This window comes from Billgrantia zhangzhouensis (assembly GCF_021404465.1).
GTDB lineage: Bacteria > Pseudomonadota > Gammaproteobacteria > Pseudomonadales > Halomonadaceae > Halomonas > Halomonas zhangzhouensis.
Genome location: NZ_JABFTT010000020.1, coordinates 31417 through 56701, shown reverse-complemented (window position 1 = coordinate 56701; position 25285 = coordinate 31417). Strand labels below are relative to the sequence as shown.

General features: G+C 65.4%; 26 protein-coding genes. 16 read left to right on the top strand and 10 right to left on the bottom strand.

The window, feature by feature from the left end; translation table 11 throughout:
• On the bottom strand, positions 1-3866 hold a 3866-nt coding region (locus HOP51_RS20110), incomplete at its 3' end, for a beta strand repeat-containing protein (RefSeq protein ID WP_234275651.1).
• Positions 3867-4067: 201 nt separating this feature from the next.
• Between HOP51_RS20110 and HOP51_RS20105 the strand changes: the two genes are divergently transcribed.
• The 12 genes from HOP51_RS20105 to HOP51_RS20045 all read left to right on the top strand — a co-directional run bounded on the left by HOP51_RS20105 (position 4068) and on the right by HOP51_RS20045 (position 14264).
• Positions 4068-4280, top strand: coding sequence for a hypothetical protein (locus HOP51_RS20105; protein ID WP_234275650.1), 213 nt, complete (start codon positions 4068-4070; stop codon positions 4278-4280).
• 51 nt (positions 4281-4331) lie between these two features.
• A complete protein-coding gene (locus HOP51_RS20100) occupies positions 4332-4868 on the top strand; it encodes a hypothetical protein (RefSeq protein WP_234275649.1) in 537 nt (178 codons plus the stop codon).
• Between the two features lie 345 nt (positions 4869-5213).
• Positions 5214-5693 carry a hypothetical protein gene (locus tag HOP51_RS20090; protein WP_267957825.1) on the top strand — a complete coding sequence of 160 codons (480 nt, stop codon included), beginning with the start codon at positions 5214-5216 and terminating at the stop codon, positions 5691-5693.
• A gap of 63 nt (positions 5694-5756) precedes the next feature.
• Positions 5757-6191 (top strand): hypothetical protein, encoded by a 435-nt coding sequence (locus HOP51_RS20085; RefSeq protein WP_234275648.1) that lies wholly within the window; start codon positions 5757-5759, stop codon positions 6189-6191.
• 54 nt (positions 6192-6245) lie between these two features.
• A complete protein-coding gene (locus HOP51_RS20080; RefSeq protein ID WP_234275647.1) occupies positions 6246-6722 on the top strand; it encodes a hypothetical protein in 477 nt (158 codons plus the stop codon).
• A gap of 821 nt (positions 6723-7543) precedes the next feature.
• Positions 7544-9421 (top strand): beta-ketoacyl synthase, encoded by a 1878-nt coding sequence (locus tag HOP51_RS20075; protein ID WP_276574365.1) that lies wholly within the window; start codon positions 7544-7546, stop codon positions 9419-9421.
• An 83-nt stretch (positions 9422-9504) separates the two neighbouring features.
• Positions 9505-9984: a pantetheine-phosphate adenylyltransferase gene (gene coaD, locus HOP51_RS20070; RefSeq protein WP_234275645.1), complete on the top strand. Its 480-nt coding sequence runs from the start codon at positions 9505-9507 to the stop codon at positions 9982-9984.
• Positions 9985-10063: 79 nt separating this feature from the next.
• Positions 10064-10312, top strand: coding sequence for a YfhL family 4Fe-4S dicluster ferredoxin (locus tag HOP51_RS20065; protein ID WP_234275644.1), 249 nt, complete (start codon positions 10064-10066; stop codon positions 10310-10312).
• A gap of 155 nt (positions 10313-10467) precedes the next feature.
• The gene (locus tag HOP51_RS20060) at positions 10468-11853 is read left to right on the top strand and encodes an MATE family efflux transporter (protein WP_234275643.1); all 1386 of its coding nucleotides are present in this window, start codon (positions 10468-10470) and stop codon (positions 11851-11853) included.
• A gap of 90 nt (positions 11854-11943) precedes the next feature.
• A complete protein-coding gene (locus tag HOP51_RS20055; protein ID WP_234275642.1) occupies positions 11944-13254 on the top strand; it encodes a short-chain fatty acid transporter in 1311 nt (436 codons plus the stop codon).
• Between the two features lie 79 nt (positions 13255-13333).
• Positions 13334-13717, top strand: coding sequence for a DUF1622 domain-containing protein (locus HOP51_RS20050; RefSeq protein WP_234275641.1), 384 nt, complete (start codon positions 13334-13336; stop codon positions 13715-13717).
• Between the two features lie 28 nt (positions 13718-13745).
• On the top strand, positions 13746-14264 hold the full coding sequence (locus tag HOP51_RS20045; RefSeq protein ID WP_234275640.1) for an acyl-CoA thioesterase: 519 nt from the start codon (positions 13746-13748) through the stop codon (positions 14262-14264).
• Between the two features lie 50 nt (positions 14265-14314).
• Here HOP51_RS20045 and HOP51_RS20040 read toward each other — a convergent pair whose 3' ends face one another.
• The 3 genes from HOP51_RS20040 to HOP51_RS20030 form a co-directional block, all read right to left on the bottom strand.
• Positions 14315-14581 carry an I78 family peptidase inhibitor gene (locus tag HOP51_RS20040; protein ID WP_234275639.1) on the bottom strand — a complete coding sequence of 89 codons (267 nt, stop codon included), beginning with the start codon at positions 14579-14581 and terminating at the stop codon, positions 14315-14317.
• Positions 14582-14772: 191 nt separating this feature from the next.
• On the bottom strand, positions 14773-14904 hold the full coding sequence (locus HOP51_RS20035) for an entericidin A/B family lipoprotein (protein WP_234275638.1): 132 nt from the start codon (positions 14902-14904) through the stop codon (positions 14773-14775).
• 375 nt (positions 14905-15279) lie between these two features.
• Positions 15280-15417 (bottom strand): entericidin A/B family lipoprotein, encoded by a 138-nt coding sequence (locus HOP51_RS20030; RefSeq protein WP_234275637.1) that lies wholly within the window; start codon positions 15415-15417, stop codon positions 15280-15282.
• A gap of 144 nt (positions 15418-15561) precedes the next feature.
• Between HOP51_RS20030 and HOP51_RS20025 the strand changes: the two genes are divergently transcribed.
• The gene (locus tag HOP51_RS20025) at positions 15562-15987 is read left to right on the top strand and encodes an HIT domain-containing protein (RefSeq protein ID WP_234275636.1); all 426 of its coding nucleotides are present in this window, start codon (positions 15562-15564) and stop codon (positions 15985-15987) included.
• An 8-nt stretch (positions 15988-15995) separates the two neighbouring features.
• Here HOP51_RS20025 and HOP51_RS20020 read toward each other — a convergent pair whose 3' ends face one another.
• From HOP51_RS20020 to HOP51_RS20005, 4 genes are read right to left on the bottom strand one after another with little or no spacing between them, the layout of a single operon-like run.
• Positions 15996-17024 carry a nickel/cobalt transporter gene (locus HOP51_RS20020; protein WP_234275635.1) on the bottom strand — a complete coding sequence of 343 codons (1029 nt, stop codon included), beginning with the start codon at positions 17022-17024 and terminating at the stop codon, positions 15996-15998.
• Between the two features lie 11 nt (positions 17025-17035).
• On the bottom strand, positions 17036-17713 hold the full coding sequence (locus HOP51_RS20015) for a DUF1007 family protein (RefSeq protein WP_234275634.1): 678 nt from the start codon (positions 17711-17713) through the stop codon (positions 17036-17038).
• 35 nt (positions 17714-17748) lie between these two features.
• Positions 17749-18111, bottom strand: a complete 363-nt coding sequence (locus HOP51_RS20010; protein ID WP_234275633.1) for a hypothetical protein — start codon at positions 18109-18111, stop codon at positions 17749-17751.
• Positions 18108-18659 carry a hypothetical protein gene (locus tag HOP51_RS20005; RefSeq protein WP_234275632.1) on the bottom strand — a complete coding sequence of 184 codons (552 nt, stop codon included), beginning with the start codon at positions 18657-18659 and terminating at the stop codon, positions 18108-18110. The genes HOP51_RS20010 and HOP51_RS20005 overlap by 4 nt, the downstream gene beginning before the upstream one ends.
• 276 nt (positions 18660-18935) lie before the next feature.
• On the opposite strand from HOP51_RS20005, the gene HOP51_RS20000 reads away from it, so the two are divergent.
• Both HOP51_RS20000 and HOP51_RS19995 read left to right on the top strand, forming a co-directional pair.
• Positions 18936-19409, top strand: coding sequence for a Dps family protein (locus HOP51_RS20000; RefSeq protein WP_234275631.1), 474 nt, complete (start codon positions 18936-18938; stop codon positions 19407-19409).
• 185 nt (positions 19410-19594) lie between these two features.
• Entirely contained in the window at positions 19595-20158 is a 564-nt protein-coding gene (locus HOP51_RS19995) for a type 1 glutamine amidotransferase domain-containing protein (RefSeq protein WP_234275630.1), read from the top strand.
• A 52-nt stretch (positions 20159-20210) separates the two neighbouring features.
• On the opposite strand, the gene HOP51_RS19990 is transcribed toward HOP51_RS19995, so the two are convergent.
• A complete protein-coding gene (locus HOP51_RS19990; RefSeq protein WP_234275629.1) occupies positions 20211-21671 on the bottom strand; it encodes an aminoacyl-histidine dipeptidase in 1461 nt (486 codons plus the stop codon).
• Between the two features lie 63 nt (positions 21672-21734).
• Positions 21735-23858, bottom strand: coding sequence for a tRNA(Met) cytidine acetyltransferase TmcA (locus HOP51_RS19985; protein ID WP_234275628.1), 2124 nt, complete (start codon positions 23856-23858; stop codon positions 21735-21737).
• 261 nt (positions 23859-24119) lie between these two features.
• Between HOP51_RS19985 and dctP the strand changes: the two genes are divergently transcribed.
• On the top strand, positions 24120-25223 hold the full coding sequence (gene dctP / locus HOP51_RS19980) for a TRAP transporter substrate-binding protein DctP (RefSeq protein ID WP_234275627.1): 1104 nt from the start codon (positions 24120-24122) through the stop codon (positions 25221-25223).
• Positions 25224-25285 lie beyond the last annotated feature (62 nt).

Below are 25285 nucleotides of genomic sequence, written 5' to 3'. Positions count from 1 at the left end.
CCCGCTCCGCCGAGAAAGCCGCCCATGCCGATCGTGGCGGACCCGCCGAGCGTATCGTTGACGACCAGCGTCGCGCCGGTCACCTCGGTGAGGCCGGTAAAGCCGGCACTGTCGCCGGTCAGCTCCACCGCGCCTCCGCCGGTAAAGGCGAGGCCGCCCGTGCCCGAAAGCCTGCCGCGCCAGGTTCCCTCATGCGCCTGATCGAAGATGAAGGAAGCGCGGTCCTCGACATGCAGATTGCCGAGGAAATGATCCGTATCGGAGATCAGCGTGCCGTCCTCGACGGTCCAGAAAAGAGAGGACGTTCCGCCCAGCGTCAGCGTACCGCCCCCTTGCATGGCGATGTTGCCCGTGCCGGCAATGTCACCGGTAAGGCCAAGCCTGGTGCCTGCCGCCACATCGATCCGGCCCGAGACATCGAGCACGACCGCACGGTCGGTGTCGAAGCTCGCCGTGGTGGCCAGCGTGCCGCCGGTGAAGACGAGCGCGCCGGCCGCATCGCCCAGATTGGCGTCGGAGGAAACCGACAGGGTGCCCTCGCGCAGCTCGGTGCCGCCCGTATGGCGGTTGTCGCCCTCAAGAACCAGCGTGCCCGGATCGGACATGACCAGCCGGGTGTCCCCGGTCAGTTCCGAAGCGATGGTCGCGGTCATGCCGGCGCTGGCCGCCGTGCCGTCGCCCACGCGAATGATGCTTTGCCCGCCCGTGCCCTCGAGCGCGATGGCATCGCCCTCGATGCGATAGCCGTCGGAGGCGAACTGCATGCCGGTCACGGCGATTGCGCCGGCCGAGTCGTCCACGCGCACCGTGCCCGCCCGGCCCTGGAACACCGCGAAGGTCGGGCTGGGCCGGTAGGAGCCGTTGAGGGCACCGTGCTCGTCCGTCCAGTTGCGCCCGTCGGCCCGCCATGTGCCCGAACCGCCATCGATGGCGTCATTATCGTGCAGGGCCGTATCCTCGCCATCCCAGAACCTGAGGACGGCGCCGACGGTCGAGATCAGGTTGACCTGATTGGCGACGGCGGTCTGAACGAAGAGATCGCCGGCACCCACGCCCGCCGGCGTCGCGCCGATCGCCAGTCCATTATCGGTCAGGTCGCCGCCATAATCAAAGAGACGGTAGACGCCCATGCCGAAGCCGCCGCGGTCGGTCACCTCGAGCGTGCCGTCCAGGGTCAGGTCATCGCCCACCTCAAACAGGGCATCGGCCGGTGCCCCGCCGAGCGTGACGTCGAGCACGGAGCTCTCGTCCATGATGAGATTTCCGTCGATCTCAAGGCTTTGGCCCTGTGCACCCGAAAGCACGCCGCCGCCGGCAAGATCGACGCTGCCGGCCACCGTTCCCGAGCCCGTCAGCGTTCCGCCGGTTCGGGCCGTGACATCGCCACCGAATTCATCCCCGACGACGAAGGTGCCGCCATCCACCACGTCGAGATCGCCGCCCAGGCCGGCCGTGCCGGAGCCATCGCCCAATTGCAGCGTGCCGCCCGAAACCGCGGTCGTGCCCGTAAAGGCCGAACTGTCGCCCGAGAGCTGCACCGAACCGCCGCCATCGAAAACGAAGCGGCCATCGCCCGAAAGCGTACCGGCATAATGCGCGTTTGCCCCATCATCGAAGACCAGCGCACTACCGGCGCCGTCGAGCCGGGCATCGCCGGTAAAGCGAGCGGCTGCCGTCTCCAGCGTGCCGTCCTCGATGGTCCAATCGAGCGTAGAAGCGCCATCGAGCGTCAGCGCACCACCGCCGCGCAGGATCATGTTCCCTTGCGTACTGTTGAGGCCGGCGATGTTACCGGCAAAATCCGCGTCGGTTTCCTGATCGAAGATCACCGTGCCGGCATCGGCGACGGCGATGTCACCCGAGAGGGAGCCGGTATTGCCCATAAGCGTGCCGGACCGGACGGACGTGTCGCCATAGGCGTTGGTGCCCGTCAGCACCAGCGTGCCCCCGCCCTGCATGACGAGATCGCCCGCGCCGGTGAGATCGCCGGTCAGGCCGAGCCTCGTGCCGGCGGCAACATCGAACCCGGCCGCGCCAGGCATGGCAATCGTGCGGTCGCTGTCAAAGCTTTGCGTGGTGGCCAGCGTGCCGCCATTGAGGGTGATGCCGCCCTGGGTGGCGCCAAGATTGGCATCGGAGGAGACCTGAACCGTCCCGCCGAGGATGAAGGTGCCGCCCTCATAGTCGTTGCTGCCCGAAAGGATCAGCGTTCCGGCTTCGGTCTTGGCGATGCCGCCCGTGCCCGAGATCGTTGCGGCGATTTCGGTGCTGTCGGCCAGCACGCGGATCTCCGCATTGCCGTCTGTGCGGTCTGAACCGTCCACGACAAGCCGGCCATCCCCCACGATGGCGTAGCCGTCATCGACAAATTGCAGCCCCTTGAAATCCCGGTCCCCCTCAAGCGTGATCGTGCCCCCGGAAAACCCGCCCGGCTCGTTCTTGAACACCGCATGGTTGCCGGCCCAGGCCACCGGAATGGGGCCGCCATCGTTCAGCCATTGCGCGTTGGTTCCGTCCCAGGTGCCATTGCCGCCCTGCCAGTGCTGGAGCGTGTCGTCGCCCGGCGCCGCGATGAACAGGTCCACATTGCCGCCCCCGGCCTGCACCTGATAAGCGGCCGGCTCGGAAAGGTCCGGCACCGTGGCGATGGTCAGCCCGTCGCCGGTCAGAAGCGTTGTGCCGGCCAGATGCTCGATGAAATCATTGCCGCCATCGCCGGTGCTTTCCATGCCGGTCGCGAAGGCATGGCCTGACTCATTGGTGTGGTTGAACACCAACCTGCCCGTTCCCTCGCCGAATTGCAGCGTTCGGGCACCGAACGTTCCGGCCGCCCCCGCCGCCGCGCCCTCGGCGGCGCCGATATTGAGGATGCCTTCGGAATTGGCGGCGAAGCCGAGAATGGCAGAGCCGGTTCCGTTATCGAGATCGACATGGCCACCATCGGTCACGGTCAATGCACCCGAGCTGGTGATGCCTAAGATGCCGTAGCCGATAATGAGATCGACATCGAAAAAACCAGGTTCGCTATTGGATAGCTCCAACCTGGAACCGGCACCGCTGACAGTAACGTTCGCGCCCGTGCCGGCGAAGCCGATCATGCCGGTGCCGGCCGAAACCCGTCCGCCCTCCTCGATCATCAGTTCGCCGTGTTCGTCCACGGCACCGACGCCCAGAATTCCGGTGTTCTCCCATTCCGAACCGTTGCCGGTGACCGTGACGGTGCCCTCACTCCCGATATAGCTCTCTCCATCCGTGAGGACGGAGCCGCCGTTCTCGATCCGCAACGTGCCGCCAGCACTTCCGGACATGCCGATGTTTAGCCCGCCTCCGCTGTGGAGTTCATCGCCATCCGTCAGGACCAAGGTGCCGCCATCCTGAACGTCGAGACCGCCGCCCAGGCGGGTCGGGCCGGAGCCATTGCCCACCCGCAGGGTGCCGACCGAAACCCTGGTCGTGCCCGTAAAGCTCGAGCCGTCGCCCCAGACCGTCCAGGTGGCGTCGCCGTCCACGGCCAGGACGTTGAAGCCCCGAAAGGTGCCGGAAGTCGGCTCCACATCCGCAAGGTCGAAATCATTGTCAATGCTGCCGCCCAGTTGCAGCGTATCGCCGCCTCCGGCCGTTCCGCTGACGCTGACGACATTCCCGATGAATTCATAGCCGTCCGCCAGCACCAGCGTGTTGCCGCCGCCCGAGAGATGGACTGCTTCTGCGTATCCGTCCCTGCCCAGGCCACCCTCGATGCGGCCCGCATTGACAATGGTGCTGTTGCCAAGCGCCTGGACGCCATATCCACCGGCGCCATCAGGACCGTCATCGCCCGAAGGTCCAATGGTGTTGGGACCGTTCTCACCCCCGGCGCCGCCCACACCCCCGGCGCCGCCCGAGATGATTCCGTGGTTTTCGAGCAGGGAGAACCGGCCATATACGCCAGCGCCCCCAGCGCCCCCAGCGCCGCCATCGCCTGCGGGGCTATTCTGGCCAAACTCTGATCTGATGTACCCCCCGGCACCGCCATCGCCCCCGGCGCCCCCTGTGAGGGTGACATTGTTTACGATGGACACTTGGTCATGGGCTTGGATCGCATCGCCCCCGGCGCCGCCATCGCCGCCTGCTCGTCCCGTGGTCCTCAAGCCCTGGTTGACCGCGATGAAACCTGCGCTCTCACCATCGCCCCCGTCGCCCGCCGTGATGGTGCCATTGTTCAGGATGGACGCAGTATCACTGGCCTCGATCGCATTGCCTCCGCCGCCGCCGCCGCCTCCGGCTCCAGCATGGGCTAACGCGCCGCTCGGTACAGCTGAGAGGGGGCCGCCTCGTCCGCCTATACCGCCATGCCCCCCGCCGATAAAACCGGCATTCTCGATATCGGCCGCGACCGTCGCAATGATGCCTTGCCCACCATCTCCGCCCATGCCGCCGAAGCCGGAGGAACTACCATTGGCGCTGATGCCACCTATGCCGCCCGTTCCGCCAGCACCTCCGCCGATGTGGCTGATGCCGTCGTTTACAATTGTCACAGCGCCATCAGCGGCGATCGCATCGCCTCCCCGGCCACCAACGCCGCCGTCGCCGGCGTCCGGGCCGCCGTCACCCCAGCCCCCATCCGCACCGTCGCCAGCGTCTCCGCCCCGGATCGAGCCCGCCTGAAGTGTGATTTCGGAATTGGCGACAGCCATCCCCCGGCCACCCGCACCACCCGCGCCGCCTGCGCCGCCGCCAGACCCGCCGCCCGGACCGCGGGAAGCGCCAGTACCGCCAATACCGCCAGTGCCGCCAACGACGTCACCTGCAATGTTGAGCCATTCGATATCGGTACCGGTTACCGCGTCGCCGCCAATGCCACCGTCACCGCCGGATCCGCTAGATGACGCCAAATTACCGCTGCTACCGCTGTTTCCGCTGTTTCCATTGTCTCCGCGCGAAGCCGGCTGCCTAGTGGGGTTGCCGTCGCCGCCGGGGGCGCCGATCCCTCCAGCGCCGGCACTTCCTGCCGCGCCGCCGGCGCCGCCCACCCCGCCTGTTCCGCCTGCTCCACCCGCACCGCCGCGTACGGCCCCCTCATTGCGGACATGGAGATTGCCGGCGGTGATTGCAGAACCGCCTGCGCCGCCATCCGCTCCGTCGCCACCGGAAGCACCATCCCCGCCGTCCCCGCCGTCCCCGCCTCTGGCGCCGTCCCCGCCGTCCCCGCCAACGCCATCGTTTCTGCGCTCATGGCCATCGAAAACCCTGCCGAAGCCGCCATCGCCGCCAACGCCGCCATCGCCTCCCCTGGCGCCATTGCCACCCCTGCCTCCGTCACCGCCGTCGCCCCCGTCACCCCCGGCGCCGCCTGCGCCCCCTGTGATTTCACCCTCATTGTCCAGGGTCAGCCTGTCACGGTCGATCCCCTCACCGAAATCGGCCGCGGTGCCGCCATCACCGCCTGCATTGCCATCGCCGCCCCGCGAGCCATCGCCGCCTCTACCGCCGTCTCCGCCCCGGCCACCATCGCCGCCCCGGCCACCATCACCGCCGTCGCGATCATTCAAGTCTATCCCGGGACCGGTCGAGTAATGCCCGCCATCCCCCCCATCGCCGCCATGCTGCCCGACCTGGCCGTTACCGCCCGCGCCACCCGCCCCGCCATCGGTGCCGTCACCCCCGGCGCCGCCCGCACCGCCGATGATCGCATTATTATTCGTCAGGCTTGAATTATCGCTCAGAAAGCCCGTGCCGCCATCGCCGCCAGACCCGCCACTCTGGCCACTTACGCCATGCCCTCCGCCTCCGCCATGGTTGCCGTCATTGCCTTCGTCGCCATCGTCGGCGTCGCTACCGTGGCCGCCTCCGGGGCCACCATCACTGCCATCTGCACCATTCTCGGCCCAACCCTGGTGGCCGCCGCCCGATGCGCCGGCATTGCCGGACGCAGCAGCCGGGCCGGTGATGCCGGCGCCACCGGCACCGCCCCGGATAAAGTTGTCAAAGACCCCTCTGTCACCCAAATTGGTGACAATCGAATCATGCGCGGCCAGGCCAATGCCGCCAGCACCGCCAATATAACCGCGTCCGCCGATGCCCCCCAGAACACTTCCACGAACCGTCAAATCCACGCCACTGGCCACGACCCCCGCTCCACCGTCGCCGCCCGTACCGCCATATTGCCCGGTAACTTCGGCCGCTCCTCCGGCTCCGCCGGTTCCACCTAAAAAGTCGGGGGTCAGAGTGAAGCTGCGTGTTGACGGATCGCCGGGTTCGCCATCATGGATGACCTGGACGAAAGCGCCATCCCTCACGGCATAGGTGCCATAGCGAAACGCGTCGCCCCCATCACCGCCATCGCCGCCAATGCCAAGATCGGCATTGAAACCACCGGCACCGCCGTTACCGCCTCGAGTGCCTACCCCCAATATCAATTCACGCGAGGCCTCGGGCGCCGTCCTCAAGCCCGCAACGCCTCCGTCTCCACCCGAACCAGGCAGGGTCGAGCCGACAGAATCGCCACCGTCGCCGCCTCGGCCACCCTCCATGGCTGGGCCAAGGTCAAGGGGACAATCGTCATCCGGGCCGGTCGATGCGATGTCGGTGTTGATTCCCAACTGGCCGTCACCACCATCAGCCCCGTCAATTCCATGCTCGCCATGCTCGCCGATGACGGAAATACGATCACAACCATACTCTGGCTGCCCCCATGCCGGGCCGATCCAGGCAACGCTGCTCAAAAGCGCCGCGAGCTGTAATGCCCATGCCGTCCTGCAGCCTGCGCCTGTATGTCGAGGCTCGGTGCGGGCCATGCTTACGCCAGCCCTCAGGCAAGCCCCTGCAGGGCAAGTCCGCCGCGCCTCCAGAACTTTCCTCCGCTCCCGATTCATCGCCCTCACCTCGATATACCAGCCACATTATTTGCCAACCTTCTATCATCCACATTTGGGCTTTGCGCCGAGTCCCAATATTTTGCAGAACGTCCCAATTTTCGATATTTCAGGAGGTATTGCGCGCGGGACACGCGCTTGCCCCCGAGGCGGGGCGGGGAAGCAGGCTCGGCATAGCCGAAAGAGGGACAAGTTCCTTAGGGAAACACTGCACAAATGTCTGCGCGAACGAATCACTGCGTTGCGCGGTGCTCGGAATCCTCACATATACCGCATATGCTCCGGCTCCTGTGCTCCGTGCGCCTTGTGCTTCATCCCGCTCGTCGATTTGTTCAGCGTTTCCTTAGGAGAGAAAAGTTTCTTAAAACCGAACGGACAGCGTCGCACTCATACCATGATCCTCCATCCCGGAGGCAGCCATGGCGCGGCAGGCGAGGAACGAAAAAAAGGCGCGCCCTATGAAAGGGAGCGCCCATATACCCACTCGTATGACTCAAACAGCAAGGCTAGCATAGCGCTTCCGGCACTCAATTTCAAACGAACGTTTCATGCTTGCCGGCCAGAAGTTGCGGCGCACGCCCATGACGCCATCCCGAGCCGGGTGCTATGATCGCCTCTCTCGTACCCACGACTCGCACGAACAGCATAACGAGGACAGCGGCTTGTCACACTTACCGGTGATCGTCGGCATGGGCGGCATCAATGCCGCCGGTCGCACGTCAGGCCATCAAGCATTTCGTCGCACCGTGATCGACGCCCTTCCCGAAGCCGAGCAGCAAGCGCTGCTGCTCGGCCTGGCTGCGCTGATGGGGCTGGGCAGCTACCGGGATGGCGCCTGGCACGATACCCATGGAGAGCGTATCGCTCCCGCGCAACTGGCCGAGCGCTGCCGCGGGCGGGTACTCGACCGCACGCTGATCCGCCGCATCGAGGATCCCAGCTTCAACGACGAGGGCTTGCCGGCCAATCGCCGCGCGACCCTGGAACTGGGCGCGGAGTTGACCTTCCGTATTCGCCGCCGCCAGCTACCCGAGCGGATACCCGCCACTTGGCAAGTGCGCGAGCTGGACCGCCAGTTGCTGGAGGTTTCGATTCCTTCCGGCGACCTCGAGGTGCTGCTGCCGGAGACCCGCCCCGCCCAGGTGCGTGCCGCCGGCCAGTTGCCCAGCGGTTTCGATCCCAGCAGTCACTACCGCAGCGTGCACCACCCGCGCGGGTTGTCGATGGCCATCTTCGCCGCCAGCGACTGCCTGGCCAGCAGCGGCCTGGAGTGGGAGACCCTGCGCGACCGCCTCGATCCCGATGAGATCGCCGTCTACGCAGGCAACTCCATCGGCCAGCTCGACGACGCCGGCTGGGGCGGGCTGCTCAAGAGCTTCGTCTCCGGCAACCGGGCCACCTCCAAGCAGATGCCGCTGGGCTACGGGCAGATGCCCGCTGATTTCCTCAATGCCTACGTGCTGGGTAGCGTCGGCGGTACCGGTGCAGCGCTGGGCGCTTGCGCCAGTTTTCTCTACAACCTGCGCCTGGGGGTCGAGGACATCCGCAGCGGACAACGCCGCGCGGTAATGGTCGGTACCTCCGACGCACCGGTGACGCCGGAGATCATCGAGGGCTTTCGCGCCATGGGCGCGCTGGCCGACGACGATAGCCTCAAGGCGCTGGATGCCCTGGAGCTGCTCACCGATGCCGACTATCAGCGCGCCTGCCGCCCCTTCGCGCGCAATTGTGGCTTCACCATTGCCGAGGCCAGCCAGTTCGTCCTGCTGCTCGACGATACCCTGGCGCTGGAACTCGGCGCCGAGATCCTCGGCAGCGTACCAGGCGTGTTCGTCAACGCGGACGGCTGGAAGCGCTCCATTTCCGCGCCCGGCATCGGCAACTACATCACCCTGGGCAAGGCGGCCGCGCTGGTACGCGACATGCTTGGCGAGACGGCGCTGCGGGAGCGCACCTTCCTCCATGCCCACGGCACCAGTACCCCCAAGAACCGCGTGACCGAGTCCCATGTCTTCGACCTGGTGGCCCAGGCTCATGGCATCGAGCACTGGCCGGTGGTAGCGGTGAAGGCCTTCGTCGGCCACTCCCAGGGCAGCGCCGCCGGCGATCAGCTGACCAGCGCCCTGGGCAGCTTCGCCCATGGCCTGCTACCGGGCATCCCCACCCTGGATGCGGTGGCCGACGATGTTCACACCGAACGCCTGAGCTTCTCCCGCACCCCGGTCGCCTTCGACGCCGACGCCGCCTTCATCAATGCCAAGGGCTTCGGCGGCAACAACGCCACCGCCGCGGTGCTGTCGCCCGCCGTGACCGAACGCCTATTGGTCAAGCGTCATGGCGAAGCCGCCCTCGATGCCTGGCGTCAACGGCGCGAAGCGACTCGCCGTGCCAGCCAGGCCTATCTCGCCGCGGCGGACCAGGGCCACTACGAGGTACGTTACCGCTTCGGCGAGGGCGTGCTGGAAGGGCCAGAACTCGAGGTCAACGCCACTGCCATCAATATTCCCGGCTACGCCCGCCCGGTGTCTCTCGTGGTCGACAACCCCTTCGGCAAACTGGAAGACTGATTCGCCCCGGCCGGTTCGGCGTTGTCGGCTCGGCCACGCCCGGTTACCCTGAGCCCTCGAACGAGTCAACTGAGCGAAGCGCCATGAAAATCGCGGTCTACCCCGGCACTTTCGACCCCATCACTCACGGCCACTACGACCTGATCGAGCGCGCTTCCCTGCTATTCGACAAGGTCGTAGTCGCCATCTCGGCCAGTCCCGGCAAAAATCCGGCGCTGGATCTCGATACTCGCATCGCCCTGGCCCGGGAGGTCTCGGCGGGGCTCGACAATGTCGAGGTGATCGGCTTCTCCGGCCTGCTCACCGACATGATGACCGAGCAGCAGGCCCGCATCATCCTGCGCGGACTGCGCGCGGTATCCGACTTCGAGTACGAACTGCAGCTGGCCAACATGTACCGCGCCCAGGCCCCCGAACTCGAGAGCGTGTTCCTCACGCCGGCGGTGGAGAACTCATACATCTCCTCCACCATCGTGCGCGAGATCGCCAAGCTGGGCGGCGACATTTCCCGCCTGGTGCATCCCAGGGTCGCCGAAACGCTGCGCAAGCATTACAATACCTGACCGTATTACTCGGCAATTCCCGAGCCGCTTTATCCAGGGGCACGGCCAGACGCGGCCTGCCCGAGCGCGAGGTAGTCCCATGGCCCTGATGATCACCGACGAATGCATCAACTGCGACGTCTGCGAGCCCGAGTGCCCCAACGACGCCATCTCGGCGGGCGAGGAGATCTACGTCATCGATCCCGGCCGCTGCACCGAGTGCGTCGGCCACTACGACGAACCGCAGTGCCAGCAGGTGTGCCCGGTCGACTGCATTCCCCTCGACCCCGAGCGCCGCGAGACCCGTGACGAACTGATGGCCAAGTATCACCTGATCACCGCGGCCTGAACGTACGCCAGCCCGGTCTCGTTTCCCTCCAGCATGTGCTCGATCCTTACTTGCCTTCCGTGGCCAATGCCTGACATCCCGTCACGGCGCACTGCGGTTGCGTTATGCCGCATCACTCGCCATGCTGCTCGATCCTTCCACCATCGGGACACGTCGTGGCGACCCTGAACAGCGAGGCTTCCGCCCGGCGGCGCATCTGGACGCTGGGCTGGCCGATCATTCTCTCCAACATCACCGTGCCGCTGCTTGGGCTGGTGGATACGGCGGTGGTCGGCCACCTGCCGGATTCGCGCTACCTGGCCGGGGTGACACTGGGCGCCACCCTGTTCAGCTTTCTCTACTGGGGATTCGGCTTCCTGCGCATGGGCACTACCGGGCTGACCTCCCAGGCAGTGGGGCGCGAGAGTGACAGCGAGGTGCGCAACCTGCTGGGCCAGGCGTTGCTGATGGCGATGGGCATCGGCGCACTGCTGATCCTGTTCTCCCAGCCACTGATTGCCGTGGGGCTATGGCTGCTCGATGGTAGCGAGGTCGCCACCCGGCTGGCCGCCGAGTATGCCCAGATTCGCATTCTTTCCGCCCCGGCGGTGCTGGCCAACTACGCCATCCTCGGCTGGTTCCTGGGCCAGCAGAACTCACGGGTGACGCTGGCCATCCTGGTACTGACCAACAGCGTCAACATCGCGCTGGACCTGTTGTTCGTGGTCGGGCTCGGCATGACCAGCGACGGCGTGGCCTGGGCCACGGTGATTGCCGATTACACGGCACTGGCCTTCGGCGGCTGGCTGGTGCTGCGGCAACTGAAGCTGTTGCAGGGTCGTTTCCTGCGCGCGCGGCTGTTCCGCCCTGCGGCATATGGCGAGCTGCTCCAAGTGAATGCCAATCTCTTTCTGCGCACCCTTGGTTTGCTGTTCGCCATGGCCTTCTTTACCTCTCGCGGGGCGGCGCAGGGCGACACCGTACTGGCCGCCAATGCCGTGCTGATGCAGTTCATCATGCTCACCAGCTACGCCCTGGATGGCTTCGCCCACGCGGCCGAAGCCACCACCGGTCGCGCCGTGGGGCGTCGCCGCTGGGACGAATTCGGCACGTCCGTACGCGCTGCCACTGAGTTCTCGCTGATCACCGCCACCGCCGCGGCGCTCGCCTTTGCCCTGGGTGGCCATCAGCTCATCGCCCTGCTGACCGGCCTGCCCGAGGTGCGCGCGACGGCCGGCGAGTACCTGCCCTGGATGGTGGCCATGCCGCTGATCGCCGTATGGAGCTACTTGCTCGATGGTGTCTTCATCGGTGCCACGGCGATTCGTGAGATGCGCAACAGTATCTTCCTCGCGCTGGCCATCTACCTGCCGGCATGGTGGCTAACCCAGCAGGCCGCCGCCCCCGATTACGTGAATCATGCGCTGTGGTTGTCGTTTCTCATCTTCACCGCAGCACGTTCACTGGTACTGGCCGGCTACTATTGGCATCATCGACGCGGCCGCTGGTGCCACCAACCGAACGACGACACGGCGCAGCGGATTCCCAACCGTTCCGTCTGAGCCGCAGTCCCCTTTTCATTAGGGCAAGCCGATGAGATTGCGCTATTTTTCTCAGACGCACTCAAGACAACCAGAAGAAGCGACGCCGCCATGCTAAAAATGCTGTCAAGACCCGCCGTCAAGCTGGTCGAACGCTATCTGCCGGATCCCTTCATCTTCGTGCTGCTGCTGACGCTCATTGCCGCCGCAGCCGCCATCGGCGTGGAGCGCCAGACGCCGCTGGCCGTGATGCGCTACTGGGGCGACGGCTTCTGGAACCTGCTCACCTTCTCCATGCAGATGTTGCTAGTCCTGGTGACCGGTTTCATGCTGGCCAGCTCGCCGCCGGCCAAGCGCCTGCTGCAGCGGTTGGCCGGGTTGGCCAGGCACGCCGGTCACGCCATCCTGCTGGTCACGTTCGTCTCGCTGGCGGCCAGTTGGATCAACTGGGGCTTCGGCCTGGTGGTCGGCGCGCTGTTCGCCAAGGAACTGGCGCGCATGGTGCGAGTCGATTACCGCCTGCTGGTGGCCAGCGCCTACTCCGGCTTCGTGGTCTGGCATGGCGGTCTGGCCGGCTCCATCCCGCTGACCATTGCCACCGAGGGCCATTTCACCGCTGAACAAATCGGCGTGATCAGTACGGGTTCGACCATCTTCGCTTTCTTCAACCTGGCGATCGTGGTGTGTCTGTTCATTGCCATCCCGCTGGTCAACCGCGCCATGCTCCCCGATGACAAGGAGAGCGTCTACATCGACCCCAAACTGCTTGACGAGAGCCCTGCCTCACGGGTGCGCATCACGCGCCCGGCCGAGCGACTGGAGAACAGCGTCACCCTCGCCTGGCTGGTCGGCATACCGGGGATAATCTTTCTGCTCGATCACTTCGCCCTGCGCGGTGGCAGCCTGAATCTCAACATCGTCAACTTCATGTTCCTATTCCTGGCCATCGTGCTTCATCGCACCCCCCGCAGCCTGCTGGAGAGCCTCAACGAGGCGATCAAGGGCGGCGCCGGTATCGTCATTCAGTTCCCCTTCTATGCCGGCATCATGGCGATCATGGTGCAGTCGGGCCTGGCGGAGACGATGTCGGAAGCACTGGTCTCCTTCGCCACCGAAGCCTCCCTGCCGTTCTGGTCGTTCATCAGCGCCGGTATCGTCAACCTGTTCGTGCCCTCCGGTGGCGGCCAGTGGGCCGTTCAAGCCCCGGTCATGCTACCGGCGGCCGAGGCGCTCGGCGTGGACGTCTCTCGCGTGGCCATGGCCGTCGCCTGGGGCGATGCCTGGACCAACCTGCTGCAGCCGTTCTGGGCCCTGCCGGTGCTGGCCATCGCCGGACTGAAAGCCAAGGACATCATGGGCTACTGCCTGATTCAACTGATCATTACCGGTGTGATCATCTCGGTGGGCCTGACCTGGTTCTGACGACTACCTTAGTGGAGAGTGAAGCCTCCCGGCCCCGGCACTTGCCGGGGCCATCGTCATGTCAACCGCGAGGGTCGTCATGTCGCTGTTCCTGGACGGAATCGACACCATTGCCCTGATCATCGAAGCGCTGGGCGTCGCTATCATCGTCGGCGGCTTCGCCATTACCTCCTGGCGCTTCCTGCACCATCGCATGTTCCACGAACAGCATGCCTTCATGCACTATCGTCACGGCATCGCCCGCTCGCTCATACTGGGGCTGGACTTCCTGATCGCCGGCGACATCATCAAGACAGTCATCATCGTCAATACTGGCCAGCAGGTCGCCACTCTGGGAGTGATCGTGCTGATCCGCGCCTTCCTGGCCTTTACCCTGCACGTCGAGGTGGAGGGACACTGGCCATGGCAGGACAGCCGTTACAAGAACGCGTCGAGCGATGGCCGGCGCGACGCAAACGATTGAACCAGTACGCTTGAAAAGGTATTCGCCCATGGCCGATTCCGGCAGCCTGCCCCATGATTTTCCCGGCCAGCACGAGCTGAGCATGACCGTGCTGATGACGCCCGACATGGCCAACTTCAGCGGCAAGGTGCATGGAGGTGCCATTCTCAAGAAACTCGATGAAGTGGCCTACGCCTGTGCCAGCCGCTACTCGGGCCACTACGTGGTGACCCTGTCGGTCGATCAGGTGCTGTTCAAGCAGCCGATTCACGTCGGCGAGTTGGTCACGTTCCTGGCCAGCGTCAACCACGTGGGGCGCTCCTCGATGGAGATCGGCATCAAGGTGGTGGCCGAGAACATCCGCGACAAGGTGATTCGCCACACCAACAGCTGCTACCTGACCATGGTCGCCGTAGACGCCAATGGCCAACCGGCGCCGGTGCCGCCGCTCAAGCTGGAGACACCATGGCAGAAGCTCCGCTTCGAGAAGGCGGCACTGCGCAAGAAGCTACGCAAAGAGGCCGAGGAGGCCGAGCGTCGCGCCCAGGAAGAGCACAGCGGACATTGATCGAAGGAGTCTCGACTCGCCTGGCGTGACGCGAGGAGCGGCGAGGGCGATCAGCCGCAGCCAATCTGGGTAATGGTGTCGTTATCGTCGATGTGAACGTTGATACGGTCGCCGCGATATTCCATGGTGTAGACATGCCCAGGGCGGATGACGCGCAGCGTGGCGGCACCGCTTTCGCGGCGAATCGATTCTCCCAGCGTTTCGTCAAAATGCCGGCCGATGCGGTCCTGAACGCGCTGCGCCCCACAGGCATCCTCCTGCTCGCTGACCTGGGGCGGCTTCGGGGCGGGCTCATGGGCGGAATTGGAATTCGGCATGGGTGTACAACCTGCGAATAGCATCAGGCCAACGAAAACCAGGCACCACCTGAAAGGGCTTACCATGCGTCAAAGTCTCGCTGTAATGAAAACGGAATGAGATGAAAGGGATGAAATAGGAAGAAGGCTATCAGGCAGCATACGGGGAGACTGCCAGATCACCCGCATGCTGCCAGACCGGACCACACGAATTAGCTAGCGGCGTCCTGCACGTGCTGTCCGCCGCGCTCGACGTCCTCGCCGGCACCTTCCATGGTGTTGCAGCCCGCCAGGGCGCCAGCGGTCATCAGCAGAGCAAAACCCAGGGCAATTGCTTTCTTCATGATCGTATCTCCTTGAAACGATATTGGGAAATCCATTCCTTATCCGTGAAGCAATGGCCACTTAAGCGTAACAGTCCTTCGTCACTTTGCATAACCGCTAAGGAAACGCTGCACAAATGCCTGCGCGGGCAAATCGCTGCGTTGCGCGGTGCCGAAGCGTCGGACCGTCGGAATCCTCACCTATACCGCATAGGCTCCGGTTGACTCGCAGCCTGCGGCTTCTCGCCCCTTCGGGACCAGCCTACGGCTGTTTGTCGCTTCGCTCGGTTCTGCGCTCCGTGCGCCTTGCGACCCACAAGGATGTGGGAAGTGCGTTGGTTCGTCGGGAACGAACCTAGCCGCTTCACTCCGCTCGCCGATTTGTTCAGCATTTCCCTAATACGATGACGACTGCCGCTGGATCGCCTCACCGCCCTGTTCGATATCCTCGCCCATGCCGCGCATGGTATTGCACCCGGCAAGCAGCGATAGTCCCATCAGGACCACCAGTACCAACAACAATGACCGTTTCATGTTCGCCTACCTCCTTTCCAACTGGACTTCTCTCTCACTCTAGCCTCACTGTAGCCGCTGTCGAGACGCTTCGCTTGCCTCCCACGGGCGCGTTGGGCCGGGTTATGTCATGATGGATGCGTTGTCATCGATAGGAGAGGGAGCATGTCGTCAGCACGCTTGGATGCCCGCCTGGCCCAGGATAGCTACCCGGTCGCGGAACTGCCGCTGTGCCAACTACGCCTGATGGATGACGCGCGCTTCCCCTGGCTGCTCCTGATTCCGCGTCGCCCCGATGTGAGCGAGGTCTTCGACCTCGACGAGGCCGACCGGCGGCAGTTGTGGCACGAAGCCAGCGAGGTGGGACGCATGCTCAAGGCTCTGACCCAGGCCGACAAGATCAACGTGGCCAACCTGGGCAACGTGGTGGCCCAGTTGCACGTTCACGTCGTTGCCCGGGTACGCGACGATGATGCCTGGCCAGGGCCGGTATGGGGCCACGGCCAAGCCAGGCCCTATGACCTGAATGAGCTGGCCGGCATGCGCGATCATTTGCTGGCGCAGCTCGACGGGCTCAATCTGCAGCCATGAGGGTTGGTTCAACCGCCGAGAGGATGACCACCAGGGGGTGACACGCGCTCAGCCGGCGCGCTGCGTGCCGGCGGCTCTCCCAGCAGCGGTGCCGAAGAGGGTTGCGTCACGCCGGTGACGGAGAGCGAGATGCCCAGTGCCATGATGGCGAGCCCGCCACCCAGCGCAGCCCAGCTCAGCAGACGGCCGGCCCGCTGCATGCTGTTCTGCTTCACCAACTGTCGCTCGGCCCAGCCGCGCGCAAAGACGCTCGCCAGCGCCAAGCCCGAGACGGTCAGCGCCGTGCCCAATGCCATCACCATCACCGCCGCCACCCCAACCGCGAACTGGCCCAGCAGGGTAGCCGCACCCAGCAGCAGCACGCCGCCGCTGCAGGGACGAATCCCGATGGTGACCACCGTAGCCAGCGCAGTGCGCCAATCGGCGGCCTGATTCGGCTCGACGTGGTGGTGGCCGCCACAGCAATGATGATCGTGGTCATGCGAGTGCCCATGGGCATGATCGTGCTGGGCCGCCTGACTCACGGACGAACGGCGTAGCTGACGAATCGCCCGCTGGGCGAGCCAGGCCCCCAGGATGGTCACCATCAGGAAACTGGCCTGTTCGACCCAGGCGACGCTGCCCATGGCCTGGCGGGTCACCCAGCCCAGGCCATGCACCAGCACCACCACCAGGCCGATGGCCACCAGCCCCTGCAGCAGCGAGGCGGCCACGGAGAGCAGTAGCGCCCGGCGCACCGCGCCCCCCTGGGAGAGCAAATAAGTTGTCAGCACTGCCTTGCCATGTCCTGGGCCGGCGGCATGAAAAACCCCGTAGCCGAAGCTGACGCCCAGCAGTGTCGCCCAGGCAGCCGTCGTGGGGGCGCCGGAGAACTGAGTGATGGCCATGGTCAGAGCCCGGTGGAAATCACGCTGCCAGGCGACCAGTTGCAGGCTCAATGACTGCAGCCCGCCCTGGCTGAGGAACAGCAGCACCAAGGCGGCAGCCGACAGCAGACAGAACCCGACCAGCCATGCCCTGGCAGGGGTTCTTGTCATCGCTCTTGCTTTCACTCGCATTTCACCACTCCGGTCTCGGCAAAATGTCGTCCCAGCCCAGGCTCGGCCTCGTCGTCCACATCGAGCATGGCCGCCTGCATCACCAGCTCGGGATCGGGGTCGGCAGGCACGATGCGGGTGCTGCATTGCACCGCGCCACTTATCGTCAAGGCGTCCTCCTGCGGTGTATCGCCCTCCGCCTCGTGCACCACTTCCAGATAGTAGGTGGGGTCGAATACCTGATACTGCAGCGTCTCCGCATTCAGCGGCTGCGCCTCGTCCAGCGGCAGAAGAAAGACGAACTCCACCCGGCCACCGCGCTCCATCACGGTGTACTCGTTCACTTCGCCGAAGCCCAGCTTGTCGTCGCCCAGGCGCGCCTCGGTGAAGAAATCGAATGGTGCAAGATTGCCGCGGATCTCACCTCCCAGGCGATCGAGTCCCGCCTCCAGTCCGCCTTCGCCGCGGCTCAGCTCCTCGAGCAGCACCAGACTGTAGAAGGGATCCATGCGCCAGGCTTGGTGCAGCGCTTCGAGCCGCCCCTGCTCGTCGACGATCAAGCGCATGCGGATGTCGATCCAGCCGTGCGGATGGGCCAATGCCCACCCCGGCAACAAGACGAGAACCCACATCATCGGTAGCCGGGCGCGACGCACTCCGGCACTGAACAGGCAAAACAGGCGAGTCATATCGCTACAGATCTCTCATGATGACTCTGACGTAATCAACGCGGTGCCAGCCCCAGCCGGCGCTGTAGTTCGGCCAGCAGCGGATCGAGCAGATGTGGCGGCAGCGGCCTGCTGCCCCGGGTTGCCGTCAGGGCGGCCCTGGCCCCCTGCCCCTCGGGAGTGATCGAGGCCCGGACCCGGTAGCCCGGCCAGCGCGCCAGTACCGCCTCGACGCGCCCAAGCTCGGCATCGGCGTGGCGGATCACATAGCCCTCTTCCATCAGCAGGCCGACGACTTCGCGTAATGTCGTTTCGGGCGCTGCCGCCAGCGCCAGTTCACGGGGCTCGGGTTGTTGTTGAGGAGCAGCGCAGCCCGACAGCGCGAAGAGCAGCAACATGATGACCAAGCTACGCATCATGGCGTCTCCCTCGTTGCGGCGGTCCGCATGGCCTGGCTCAGCGGACCACAGAAGGCGGCATCGCTACCGCTGCGCGTTTCGCTCAGTTCGCCCCGCCAGTCGATGACCTGAATGTCGCGACTGACGCGCACCCAACCCGGATCGGCGACTACCGAGACACGTTCGAGTTGAGTGGCATCCTGTGTGATGCTGCCACCAGCACCACCGAAGCCGATCATCACACCGGTGGAGACGCGCCGACCGCCGCCCAGACCCACACCGCCAAAGAAGCCGGTACGCTCCCAGGTGTCGTAGCGGTCGCCATAGCCCGGTATCGTCCGGGTACGCTCGGCGCTGACCAGCCCCAGCGCCAGCTCGGTATCGCGAACCACGAAATCTTCCGCTTCCAGCGCATCGAGGGCACGTCGCACCCACTCGCGAGGCTCGATGTCGCCGGCTTCCCAACGACACTCAGCAGCGGGGCGCGGCTCCGCGGAAGGCAGTGTCGTCGGTGTCGCCTGGCAGCCGGCCAGCAAGGCCAGCCCGGGTATCATCCACCACAGGCGCATGGGGTTCTCCTGTTCGTCCTTGGGCGCAGTCTACGCGGCCCAGCCCACCTTGCAAGGCATTGCCGCCGTTCTTGAGAGTTCCATAGGGCTTACGGGTTCCCGACCGGGCGAGCCCCGGCGCCGTGGCACGAACGCCTACCCGCCTTGACAACGGAGGCCACGGCCAGCTCATCATGCACACAGTCTATCGCCACCATGGCCAGATATTGCTTAATCAATGACCGACGAGGCCATAGACTAATGGCAACCGACACGCACGCGAAAAGGAGTACGCGCATGAGCGATACCAACGCCATCGGCCTGCATCAGAACAGCGCCAGCCAGCTTGCCGAAAAGCTCAACGTTCTGCTGGCCAACTATCAGGTCTTCTACATGAACGTTCGCGGTTACCACTGGAACGTGAAAGGTCCTCAGTTCTTTGAGCTGCACGCCAAGTTCGAGGAACTCTACACCGATCTGTTGACCAAGATCGATGAAGTGGCCGAGCGCATTCTGACCCTGGGACACAAGCCGGTGCACGCCTACAGCGACTACGTTGCCATGGCGCAAATCGGCGAGGACAAGGATGTACATGACGGCGAAGCCTGCGTACGCGGCGTACTCAAGGGATATCAGACCCTGATCGAGCTGCAGCGCGATCTGCTGGCCGCGGCCTCGGACGCCGACGACGAAGGTACCGCCTCACAGGCCAGTGACTATATCCGCGAGCAGGAGAAGACTGTCTGGATGCTCAACGCCTACCTGGGTTGAGCCCTCCTGGCGGAGCCGGGCACCGCCCCGGTTCCGCTACCACACGCCGCAATCCAGCTTGACGTTTCGCAACACTTCCCTCCTTGTCCTCGACGCCATTCGCCACAACGCTATTAAGAGCCCATGAGAGGCAACTCGCACTACTGCCGGCCCGGCCGGCACCATTGCCAGCAAGGAGGTAGCGAATGAGCGAGCAGCTGAAAGGCAAGACCGTCGCCATCCTGGCCACCGACGGGTTCGAGGAATCGGAGCTCAGCGAACCCAAGGCGGCTCTCGAGCGCGAGGGGGCCACGGTCCATGTGATCGCACCGGACAAGGACAGCATCCGTGCCTGGGCGAAAACCGACTGGGGCCCCAACTACGACGTCGATCACCGCCTCGAGCAGGCCAACGCCGACGACTACGATGCGCTGGAACTGCCCGGCGGCCTGTTCAACCCCGACGCGCTGCGCCAGAACGAGCAAGCGTTGACGTTTACCCGGCACTTCTTCGAGGCGCAAAAGCCGGTCGCGGCGATCTGCCATGGCCCCTGGGTGCTGATCAATGCCGGCGTGGTCAAGGGCCGCCGCATGACTTCCTATCCTTCCGTGGAGCAGGACCTGCGCAACGCCGGAGCCGAGTGGGTCGATCAGGAGGTCGTGGTCGACAGCGGGCTGGTCACCAGCCGCAAGCCCGACGATCTCGAGGCCTTCTGCAGCAAGCTGATCGAGGAGATCGCCGAGGGCAAGCACAGCCGCCAGCACGCCTGAGCCGCATGCCTACCGCCGCTCGCCCAGGCGAGCGGCACCTCACATGCCGGCGCTAAGCGCCGGCCAGATCCTCGATCAGCGCTCGCAGCAGCGTCCAGAACTCCTCCACCGAACTCAGCTCGACCCGTTCGTCGGGCGAATGCGCGCCACGAATCGAGGGTCCGAACGAGATCATCTCCAGGTCAGGATACTTGCCGGCCAGAATGCCGCACTCGAGCCCGGCGTGGATGACCTTCACCGCCGGTTCGCTGCCCAGGTGCCGGCTATGCAGGCGGCGGAAGCGCGCCAGCAGGGCACTGTGCGGAGCGGGCGTCCAGCCCGGATAGGCATTCTCGACCCGGGTGCGTGCACCGATGAGCTCGAACAGGCCACGGAAGCGATCGGCCATGTCTTCCACCGCACTGTCCCGCAGCGAGCGCACCAGGGCGCAGAGATGGAAGCGCCCCTCGGCGAGCCTGACCACGCCCAGGTTATTGGAGGTTTCCACCACGCCTGGCACGTCGCTGCTCATGCGCTCCACGCCGTAGGGAGCCACGTTGAGCGCGGCCAGCAGCATGCGGCTGGCATGGGCATTGAGTGCCTGGACAGGTGCCGTCTCGAGCGGTGCCAGGGCAAGCGCCAAGCCCTCGTCGACCCCAGCCAGTTCGGCGCGCAGCACCTGTTCCAGCGCCGCCACGCAACTCTTGGCGGCGGCAACTTCCTCTGCCGGCAACACCAGGGTGGCGAAGGCCTCACGCGGGATGGCGTTGCGCAGGGTACCGCCACGATAGTCGACCAGGCGGATGTCATAGGACTCCAGCGCCCTCAGCACCCGCACCAGCAGGCGGTTGGCGTTGCCGCGGCCACGATGGACGTCGATGCCGGAATGCCCTCCCACCAGACCTGTCAGCGCCAACTGCATGCCGACCTCATCGGGTCCTACGTCAGCCGTGGGCAGTTGGGCCTCCACCACGATGTCGGCACCGCCGGCACAGCCGATGAATACCTCGCCGCGGTCCTCCGAGTCCAGGTTGAGCAGTACGTCGCCCGCGAGCCAGTTTTCCGCCAGTTGCAGCGCACCGCCCATGGAGCTCTCCTCCTCGAGGGTGAACAATGCCTCCAGCGGGCCGTGAACCAGCCCGTCGTCTTCGAGGATCGCCAGCGCCGCTGCCACCCCAAGGCCATTGTCGGCCCCCAGCGTGGTATGCCGAGCACGCAACCAGCTATCCTCGACGTAGGTCTCGATCGGGTCTCGAGTGAAGTCGTGGGGGTGATCGGCATTGGCCTGGGCCACCATGTCGAGATGCCCCTGCAGGATGACGCCGGGGGCGCCCTCCTTGCCAGGCGAGGCCGGCTTGCGAATGCGTAGGTTGCCATAGTCGTCACGGTCGTGGGCAAATCCATGCCGCTCTGCCCAGTGCTGGAGAATGGCCACCAGCTCGGCCTCATGGCCGGATGGCCTGGGCGTGTTGCACAGGGTGCGGAAGTGGCGCCACAGGGGCTGCGGCGCGAGTTGCTCGAGATGTTCGTTCATGATCTTTCTGCATGGGGATAACCGGGCTACCTTACCGGGCCGGGGGCGCCGGGAAAAGCCCGCTCAGGACACGGTCGAATCGCCTTCGAGTAGACGCGCCACGGTATCACGCAGGCATTCCATGACCTGACGCCGCCCGCTGACGCCGGCGCGGGCCGCCAGCCAGGCCGTGTCGCGCCCCTGAAAGGCCCAGGCGACGAGCCAGGCAAGCTCGGATTCATGGTGTCCCGCTACCGCCGCGCGGCGCACCAGCCCCTGCAGGGCGGGGCGCGCAAGTGCCGGCTCGCGCCGGCCGAAGGCGACGTCGGCGGCATCGCGATACTCGCCCGCTTCCAGCAGCGGGCTCGGTCCCTCGGCCAGCAGCGCCAGCGCCACTTCGGGGTCGAGCAACGCCAGTTCGAAGGCAAGCAGGGTGGGCAGTTGCCGCTGGAAGTGAGCCGCCAGTTCCTCGGCCAGTGCCTCGCCATGGGGGCCGAGAGGCGCGACGACCATCACGGCATGCTCGCCGGTGGAGGTCTCCCGCGACAGGCCCAGCCGCACCGTACGAAATCCCAGTGTCTGCCAGAAGGCCAGTAGTCCCGGCTCGGCACCGAAGCTGGCCCCCAGCAGGTCAATGCCGGCCTTGCGCGCGGATTCCCGTTCGTGCTCCAGCAGCCTTCGGCCCAGTCCCTCGCGTCGGCGCTGCGGATGTACCGCAATGCGCTGCACGCGGCGCAGGCGAGCCGTCAGTGCCGCTCGCGAACCGGCATGAGCCGCCAGCGACTGCGCCAGCAAATGGCCAGGCAGACGCCGCTCACCAAGTGCCACCCGCTCTGCCAGCTCGGGTTCGAAGCCGCCCTCATCAGCACATACAGCCACGGCCTGGGTGCGGCCGCCGGCTGCCAGGGTCGCGATACGCAGCGCCGGCTCGTCGAGTAGGCGTTGCAGGTCGGCCGGTGTGGTTCGATAGTGGGCCTGCACCAACAGGCCGAAGATATCGCGCAGAGCGGGCTCGTTGGCGGCCAGTGCCGGACGCTCCCAGTGCCTGATCTCGAACTCCGCGGCACTCATCGCCAGCGGAGGCTCGGCATCGAGAAGCAGCAGGTCGCTGACAAGCCGCTCGAGCGGGTCGCCTTCCGTCCAGCGCACCGGCGTCGAGAGATGGAACTCCTGCCACTCCGGGGCCTGCCGCTCGAGCCGCTCACGAAAACGCAGGGCGAAGCCGCGCCCGGAACCCTCGTAGCCATGCACGGTGGTCGCAAAGGCGATGCGCGGGAAGGCAGCGAGCCACTGCCCCAGCATGGCCGCGGGAATCGCAGCGGCTTCATCCACCAGCAGGCAGCTGCCCTGGCCGCCCACCTCGCCGCTTTCGACCCTGGCACTCAGCTCATCGGGCGCGACGAACTCGACGCGCCCACCGTGCGCCTCGCTGAATCGGTTGCCCTGGCGCCGCCCTTGTGGACACAGCGCCTCCAGGCGCTCGAACAAGGCCTCGACCGCTTCCGGGCGCGGCGCCGTCACCCAGATCTCGTGCCTCTTCGCGCCCAGCAGGCGCGCACAGGCGATGCCGAGCGCCGCCGTCTTGCCCCGCCCACGATCGGCGGTGAGCACCAGCGGGCGCCTTCGCCGCAGCCTGACCAGGCGCCGGACCGCCTCTGCCTGATCAGAGGTCAGACAGTCGCAGTCGCCACTGTCGTTTTCACGCCGCGGCGGATCGGCGGGCAGTTCAGGCAACTGCGGGGGGCCGCCGGGCGTCCACCGTGCGACACCGCTCGCATGCGACAGCCGGTCCAGCAGACGGGCCATGTAACGGCTGGAGGCAGCACCGCTTGGCGGCGTCAGCAGCACCAGCAGGCCGCCGGCGCGCAGGGTGCCGCTCAGGGCGCCGAAGGCATCCGCATCGAAGCCGCCTTCCGTCATGGCATCAAAGACGATCAGGTCATGTTCGAGGCCCAAGCGGGTACGGGCCTTGGCGGGTGGCAGCCAGTGTCCGGACGGGACGTCAGGCGGGCGCTCCGTGGAAAGCCACAGCGGCGCCTCCCAGTCACGTGACCGCCACAGCGCCAGTGCGCGCTCTCGACAACGCTCGCCCTCCCCGGGACCGGCTTCCTCCTCATGCAGCCACACCAGGCCGCGCCAGCGCCGCTCACCGAGCCACCGGGCATGTTCGCGCAGGGCCGCCAGAGGAGCGCTGAACTTTAGTCGCATGATCTCGCTCCTTCAACGCTAGGCAGGCTCGCTCCATATGACCGCCCTATTTTTCGTCGCGCATAACGCATTGAAATCAAAGCCTCCATCAACATCTCTCCGGGCTTTCCTCCTGGCGTTGACACACCGTTTCGCAAAGTTGACGTTTTCGTAAACTTCACCCCGACCATGCTAGTGTGGAATGGCCAGTCATGATGCTTTGACACGGCCCGATATCGAATCGAAGCCAACACCAACAATGCCAATATCGAGGAGCACACCATGAATCGCAGCGTCCGTTTCGCCATCGGCGGCCTGGCCGCCGGCATTGCCCTGGCCACCTTCACCACCACCGCCCAGGCCCAGGAACGCTGGACCATGACCAGCACCTGGCCCGACAACCTCGACCTGATCCAGATCGACCGCCACTGGGCCGAACTGGTCAACAAACTGGCCGGCGACGAGCTCGAGATCGAGTTCCGCGCCGGTGGCACCCTGATGCCCGGCACCGAGGTGTTCGACGCCACCGAGACCGGTAGCATCGAGGCGGCCGGCGACTGGCCCGGCTACTGGGCCGGCCGCAACCCCGCCTTCTCGCCGCTGGCCACCACGACCAGCCTGTTCAACGCCGTCGACTACCTGAACTGGATCCAGCAATGGGGAGGCCGGGAACTCTACCAGGAGATCTACGGCCAGTACGACATGATCTACCTGCCTTACGGCATCACCAACAACGAGTCCGGCTTCATGGGCCGTACACCGATCGAGAGCCTGGCCGACCTGGACGGCAAGCGCCTGCGCCTCTCCGGCCGTGACCAGGGCCGCGTGCTGGAACAGTTGGGTGGCTCCCAGGTAACGCTGGCCGGAGGCGAGATCTACCAGGCCGTCGAGCGTGGCGTGGTCGATGGTGCCGAGTTCTCCACCCCGGGCGTCGATTACAACGCCGGGTTTGCCGAAGTGGTCGAGCATTGGAGCGTACCGGGCTGGCACCAGTCCGCCAGCGTGTTCGGCGTGATGATCAACAAGGACGCCTGGGATGCGCTCTCCGAGGAAACCCAGGAGAAGCTGAAGATCGCCGCCGATGCCACCATGGCCTGGTCGCTGGCCTGGTCCGAGCGCGGCTCTACCGAAGGTACCGAGAACTTCATCGAGGCAGGCGTAGAGATTCACCAGCTCTCCGACGAGGATCTGGCCCACATCCAGGAGATCACCAACGAGGTGATCGTGCGCGGTGCCTGCGAGCACCCGGACCATGCCAAGGTCTACCACTCCATGATTAGCTACCTGCAGCACTACGCCAACTGGCGTGATGTTTCCGTGCCCTACAACATGAGCCGCAGTTTCGACAACCTGCCCGACCTCGAAGCCATCGAAGCCTGTCTGTAAGGCGCTCCTCACGTCGCCCCGGTGCCTGGCCGGGGCGTTTCAGTCCTGAGGTCGGAGACTTG